Genomic DNA, 6,485 nt, shown 5'->3' with positions numbered 1-6,485 from the left:
CCCATGCCGAACACAGAAGTTAAGCTCTTTAGCGCCGATGGTAGTTGGGCTTACGTTCCGCGAGAGTAGGACGTTGCCGGGCAAATATTTATAAATGGATGCGATGAGCCGCACTCGAGACCTGTTAGGTCTCTTTTTTTTGCTTGAAAATTGTGAGAGGAGATATAACATGAAAAAGTATTTTGATGTGATGTTTAAAGTGAATAAGAACAATCTTGCAACTAAAAAAGCATTTATGCAAGCTATTATTGTTTTTATCATTTTAGCTGGAAGTGTATTACTTGGAAGATTCGATCTAGGACTAACTGCGTTATTAGGATCATTTAGTAATATATACATTATTAATGGGTCATATCCTTCACGAATTAGAAAAGTTATAGCAGTTTCTATAGTATTAAGTGTTTGTATCATGTTAGGAACGATTACAATAACGATTCCATTTTTATATGCATTAGTATTAGGACTTATAGGGATGATAGGTCATTTCGTTTTAAAAGCTTTTCAAATACCTGGTCCTTCTTCTTTATTCTTTGTACTTACATATAGTGTAGCTTCTATTATGCCAATTATGCCTGAAGATTTCCTAAACAGAGGATTACTTGTTTTATGTGGTGGTATTGTCAGTACAATTGTTGTAATTGTTGATGCAATGTTTAATCATAAAAAACCGGAAGCTGAAAGTGTATCAAATATTTATAAAAATTTAGCATATTTAACTGAAAATTTTAGTGGGAAAAAATTTGATGATGCACGTAGTAATACTTTAAATGCGATACATCATGCAACAAATACTTTGACGACAGCTAATGCTTTTTGGAATAAAACGCATGGTTATAATAGAATGTTGCAGTTAAAAGGGCGCGGTGAAGCTATATGGTCTGCTTGTTTAGAATTATCTTCTCAAGGTTATAAAGAGTTACCAATAGAAATAAGTGAAGCACTTACTTATATTCAGCTTAGAATTGCAGGAAATGAATCTGCTCAATATGTACCGATTAAATATGATGGAGAGAGCTCTTACATAAAGTCATTAGCTGAATTAATTAATGATACAGTCATTATTCTTAACGATAAGAATTTACAATTTGATAAACAAATTATTTATAGAAAACCGATGTACTCAAGAATTATTAAAGAAAATTTATCAAGAGATTCATTAGTTTTAATGTCTTCGATGCAATATGGAATTATATTATTTACTTCAGTTATTATTGCATTTGGTATGGGGTTTGAAAGAGCATATTGGATACCAATATCTTGTTGTTCTGTATTATTAGGTTCATCATCACTCTCTACAATCCAAAGAGCATTGCAAAGAACAGTAGGTACAATTACAGGTATGTTAGTCGCAATTTTAATTTTATCATTTGAGCCTAATACATGGACGATTGTCATACTAATGGCCATCTTGATGGGGACAGCTGAGTTATTAGTCGCATTTAATTATACAATTGCAGTCACATTCATCACGCCGAATGTTCTTTTAATGTCAGCAGCAATCACTCAACATTTCGATACATATTTAGTGATGCCAAGAATTGTTGATGTTGTAATTGGTTCAGTAATAGGTTTAATTGGTGTACTGATAGTAGGAAGAAATCAAGCATCTAAAAAATTACCTAAGACGATTAATAATACGTTAAAACTACAAGCAAGTTTGTTTCATGCAATATTTTCTTCTAATAAGTATCATCATAATATTGCAAAATCAAAAGTCATCACAGATTTGCACACTGAGATCATGAATACGAAGGCAATGTATCAAGCTGCGTTGAATGAAATGGATAACAAAGTTAAAAAGATTGAATATGTTTATCCGATTATATTTACAGTTGAACAATTAGCATTTACGTTAGAAAGAGCTTATGCACAAGGTAAGATTACGACGCTATCAGACCATGACTTAGGACTTTATTTAGCGACTTATGAGAATATTTGTAAGAAAGTGGTCTTTAATGCAGACTATGAAAAAATTGATTTACCAGAATTAAAAGAATATACAAGTATTAGAAATGAACTAATGAAATTACAAAGTTTAAGTCATAGCAAATAAAAAAAGACTTCGCGATGAAGTCTTTTTTTATTTGGTTAAACATTCTATTAAACTATTGATATGTGTTTTGGCATCTTCAATATTAATACCACCGAATCCGAGAACAAAGTGAGGTTTCTCATCAGTTTGTTTAAAGCGATAATGAGAGAGGGGTTTAATATCGATATTGCATGCTTCAATTTTTCTTATACATTCCTCTAAAGATAAACCATTATGAACATTTAATATAAAATGCATTCCCGTTAATTCCCCTGAAATCGAAAAGGTTTCAGGGTATTTTTTGAGTTGTTCGAGTATGATATCTCTTTTAGTTCGATATATTTTTCTCATGCGATTTAAATGTCTTTCGAAATGTCCTTCATTCATAAACCTTGCTAACATATATTGTGTATGTCTTGGTACGGTGCCACCTTCTATGTTTGTCTTTTTGTGATATAAAGCAATTAAATTTTTCGGAAGTACAGCATATGCTACACGCAACGAAGGCGAAATAGATTTAGAGAACGTACTAACATATATGACGCTATCTGAATGATCTAAACTTTGTAGTGCTGGTATCGGCCTTCCACTATATCTAAACTCTGAATCATAGTCATCTTCAATAATAAATCGATTGTCTTGTTCTGAAGCCCATTTGATGAGTTGTGTTCGTCGTTTTAAGTCCATAATGACACCAGTTGGAAATTGATGACTAGGTGTTATATACACAACATCACTATCCGTCTTGATAATTTCCTCTATATCAATCCCATTTTGCGTAACGGGAATAAAGTCAAATGGGATATGTTTTCTTTTTAATAAATCTCTCACTTGTTTGTATAAAGGATCTTCTATCATATATTTAGACTCTGAAATGATATCTGTAATAATGGATAATAACTGTTCTGTTGACGACCCAACGACAATTTGATCTGGAGAACAATTTACGCCGCGACTATGAAAGACATAATAACTGATTTCTTTTCTTAAATTAAAATCACCTTGTTTATGGCCACTATCTAATAAATCTATTTGCTGTTCATCAAATGCTTCTTTAGCGTATTTTCTAAAAAGGTCATTCGGGAAATGCGTTTTGTCTATTGCGCCTAGTTTAAAGCTATATTGATACTTTTGTTCTTCTATATAGTGAGCTTCAGGAATCTTGGATTTATAGGTTACCGGTAGATTAACGATATCATTAATATAAAAGCCAGAACGATTTTTACTATAGATATAACCTTCATCACAAAGTAGCTGATAAGCGTGTTCTATCGTTGTTTGACTAACCGATAAATAATGACTTAATTGTCTTTTGGAAGGTAATTTCTCGTTATACCTCATAACGTCGTTAATAATGTTTTTTTTGATATTTTCATATAGTTGTATGTATATTGGCGTATTAATCTTCCTATTGATGTCGAACATGAGCATTTCCATTTTATTCACCTCGAAAACTGACCACTAATTATTTGATAAATCTGACTCTTTTACCAGTTCAGAATTTAGTATAACCTACTAGTAAGCGATTTAAAAGGAGGAAGTTTTTCGATGTCAAAAATTACTGGTTCAGATAAAGTTAAAAGAGGTATGGCAGAAATGCAAAAAGGTGGCGTAATCATGGATGTGGTTAATGCCGAACAAGCTAAATTAGCTGAAGAAGCAGGTGCTGTTGCTGTAATGGCATTAGAACGCGTACCATCTGATATTAGAGCAGCAGGTGGGGTAGCAAGAATGGCTGACCCACGTATTGTAGAAGAAGTTATGAATGCTGTATCTATTCCTGTTATGGCTAAAGGTAGAATTGGTCATATTACAGAAGCACGCGTATTGGAATCAATGGGCGTTGATTATATTGATGAGTCAGAAGTGTTAACACCAGCTGATGAAGAATATCATTTGAAAAAAGATGAATTTACAGTGCCATTTGTTTGTGGTTGCCGTAATTTAGGTGAAGCTGCACGTAGAATTGGTGAAGGTGCTGCAATGTTACGTACGAAAGGTGAACCAGGAACTGGTAATATAGTTGAAGCAGTTCGTCATATGAGACAAGTGAACGCAGAAGTGCGTAAATTAGTTGTGATGAGTGACGACGAAATTATGACTGAAGCTAAAAATATTGGTGCACCATATGAAGTATTAAAAGAAATTAAAGATTTAGGTCGTTTACCAGTTGTAAACTTTGCAGCAGGTGGGGTTGCAACGCCAGCTGATGCTGCGTTAATGATGGAATTAGGTGCTGACGGTGTATTCGTTGGATCTGGTATCTTTAAATCTGAAGCTCCAGAAAAATTTGCTAAAGCAATTGTTCAAGCAACTACACATTATCAAGATTATAAATTAATTGCTGAATTGTCTAAAGAATTAGGACCAGCTATGAAAGGTTTAGACATCAATCAATTATCATTAGAAGAACGTATGCAAGAGCGTGGATGGTAATATGAAGATAGGTGTCCTAGGTTTACAAGGTGCTGTAAGAGAACATATTAAGCATATTGAAAAAGCTGGCCATGAAGGTATTACAATTAAGCATGTAGAGCAATTAGATGAAATTGATGGTTTAGTCTTACCTGGTGGAGAATCAACGACTATGCGTCGTTTAATGGATTTATACGGCTTTACAGAAGCACTAAGAAATAGCTCATTACCTATGTATGGAACTTGTGCTGGGTTAATACTTTTAGCGAAAGAAGTAGTTGGCCAAGAAAGTCATTTAAATAAATTGGACGTTGTAGTTGAGAGAAATTCATTTGGTAGACAAGTAGATAGCTTTGAACAAGATTTAGATGTTAAAGGTATTGAAGAAGCGGTTAATGCCGTATTTATACGTGCACCTCACATACAATCAGCTCATGAAGGTGTTGAGGTATTATCTAAGGTCGAAGATAGAATTGTAGCTGTAAGACAAAATCAATACTTAGGTATTTCATTCCATCCGGAACTTACTGAAGACTACAAAATAATGGCGTATTTCATTGAAGAAATCGTAAAACAATACCAAACAGAGCAAGTATAATAAACAAAAAAGCAGTCTACAGAACGATTATTGTTCTGTAGACTGCTTCTTTTTATTATAAGAAAAATCCTGCGATTGTAGCTGATAAGAATGATACTAATGTTGCACCGTATAATAATTTAATACCGAAGCGCGCGACATTATCCCCTTGTTTGTCATTTAATGATTTAACAGCACCCGCGATGATACCAATAGAACCGAAGTTTGCGAATGAAACTAAGAATACTGAAATGATACCATTTGCTCTTTCTGAAATATCTGCATCAGGTAGAATACCCATCGCAACAAATTCATTTGAAAGAACTTTAGTAGCCATAATACTACCTGATTGTACTGCATCTGCCCAAGGAACACCTGTTAAGAAGGCAAATGGTGCAAATACAAATCCGATTAATGTTTGGAAGTCCCATGATACTGAACCACCAGAAACGAAACTTAAAATGTTAGACGTAACACCATTTAATAGTCCGATTAATGCAACATAACCGATTAACATTGCTGCTACGATAACAGCAACTTTGAAACCATCTAAAATATATTCACCTAACATTTCGAAGAATGATTGTTTTTCTTCTGATTCTTGAATCATGATGTCGTCTTCTTTTGGATCTACTGTATATGGATTAATAATGGATGCCATAATAAATCCACCAAATAAGTTTAATACGATAGCTGTTACAACGTATCTTGGTTCAACCATCGTAAAATATGCACCAACGATTGATGCAGATATAGTAGACATAGCTGAAGCTGTTAATGTATACATACGATGTTTAGGAATTAATGGAAGTTGTTTTTTGATAGAAATAAACACTTCTGATTGACCTAAAATTGCAGATGCGACCGCATTATATGATTCTAATTTACCCATACCATTAACTTTAGAAATAATTAAACCTAAATATTTAATGATAAGAGGTAAGATTTTAAGATATTGTAAAATACCGATAAGTGCTGATACAAACACAATTGGCATTAATACGTTAAGGAAATAAACTGAAACAGGCTTATCTGTCTTAGGATCGATATTTGCAATACCCGCAAATACGAAGTTTATCCCTTCCATAGCTTTTGCTATGATGTAGCCAAAACCACTTGAAATACCACCTATGATAGTTAATCCACCTGTTGTTTTTAATAATAAGAAAGCAAATATAAACTGGATTACGATCATTAATCCTATATACTGCCATCTAACACGCATTTTATCAGAGCTTACTAACCATGCTAGAAATAGGAATAATAAGATACCGATAATCCCGATAATATAATGCATAATTGACACACCTTTCCCTTCGTTTATACTCAATCATAACCTACCTTATATGATAACTTATTTCTTTTGAAAGCGGTATAAAATTTTAAAAATTTTTAAAGAAACAAATTAATTGAAATAATAAACAACAGAACATATAATATAGTCAAAGAAGGTCAAAAGAG

The 6,485-nt window shown here is 33.1% G+C and carries 5 protein-coding genes and 1 rRNA gene; 4 read left to right on the top strand and 2 right to left on the bottom strand.

The genetic code is table 11. The annotated features are described in order from the left end of the window. Both rrf and LQ617_RS08705 read left to right on the top strand, forming a co-directional pair. Positions 1-82 (top strand): 5S ribosomal RNA (rrf, locus tag LQ617_RS16140); the annotation flags it as partial. Positions 83-169: 87 nt separating this feature from the next. After that, positions 170-2,053 carry an FUSC family protein gene (locus LQ617_RS08705; protein WP_239740184.1) on the top strand — a complete coding sequence of 628 codons (1,884 nt, stop codon included), beginning with the start codon at positions 170-172 and terminating at the stop codon, positions 2,051-2,053. 27 nt (positions 2,054-2,080) lie between these two features. Here LQ617_RS08705 and pdxR read toward each other — a convergent pair whose 3' ends face one another. Next, positions 2,081-3,469, bottom strand: a complete 1,389-nt coding sequence (gene pdxR / locus LQ617_RS08700) for a MocR-like pyridoxine biosynthesis transcription factor PdxR (RefSeq protein ID WP_239740183.1) — start codon at positions 3,467-3,469, stop codon at positions 2,081-2,083. A 111-nt stretch (positions 3,470-3,580) separates the two neighbouring features. On the opposite strand from pdxR, the gene pdxS reads away from it, so the two are divergent. Both pdxS and pdxT read left to right on the top strand, forming a co-directional pair. After that, positions 3,581-4,468 (top strand): pyridoxal 5'-phosphate synthase lyase subunit PdxS, encoded by an 888-nt coding sequence (gene pdxS / locus LQ617_RS08695; protein WP_025904838.1) that lies wholly within the window; start codon positions 3,581-3,583, stop codon positions 4,466-4,468. A gap of 1 nt (position 4,469) precedes the next feature. After that, complete coding sequence (gene pdxT / locus LQ617_RS08690; protein WP_037589905.1) at positions 4,470-5,045, top strand: pyridoxal 5'-phosphate synthase glutaminase subunit PdxT; 576 nt, start codon at positions 4,470-4,472, stop codon at positions 5,043-5,045. Between the two features lie 55 nt (positions 5,046-5,100). On the opposite strand, the gene LQ617_RS08685 is transcribed toward pdxT, so the two are convergent. Continuing rightward, positions 5,101-6,321 (bottom strand): NupC/NupG family nucleoside CNT transporter, encoded by a 1,221-nt coding sequence (locus LQ617_RS08685; RefSeq protein ID WP_037589906.1) that lies wholly within the window; start codon positions 6,319-6,321, stop codon positions 5,101-5,103. Positions 6,322-6,485 lie beyond the last annotated feature (164 nt).

It is taken from the genome of Mammaliicoccus sp. P-M59 (assembly GCF_022386135.1).
Lineage (GTDB): Bacteria > Bacillota > Bacilli > Staphylococcales > Staphylococcaceae > Mammaliicoccus > Mammaliicoccus sciuri_A.
The sequence above is the reverse complement of the archived record's forward strand: the minus strand, read 5'-3'. Positions and strand labels throughout refer to the sequence as shown.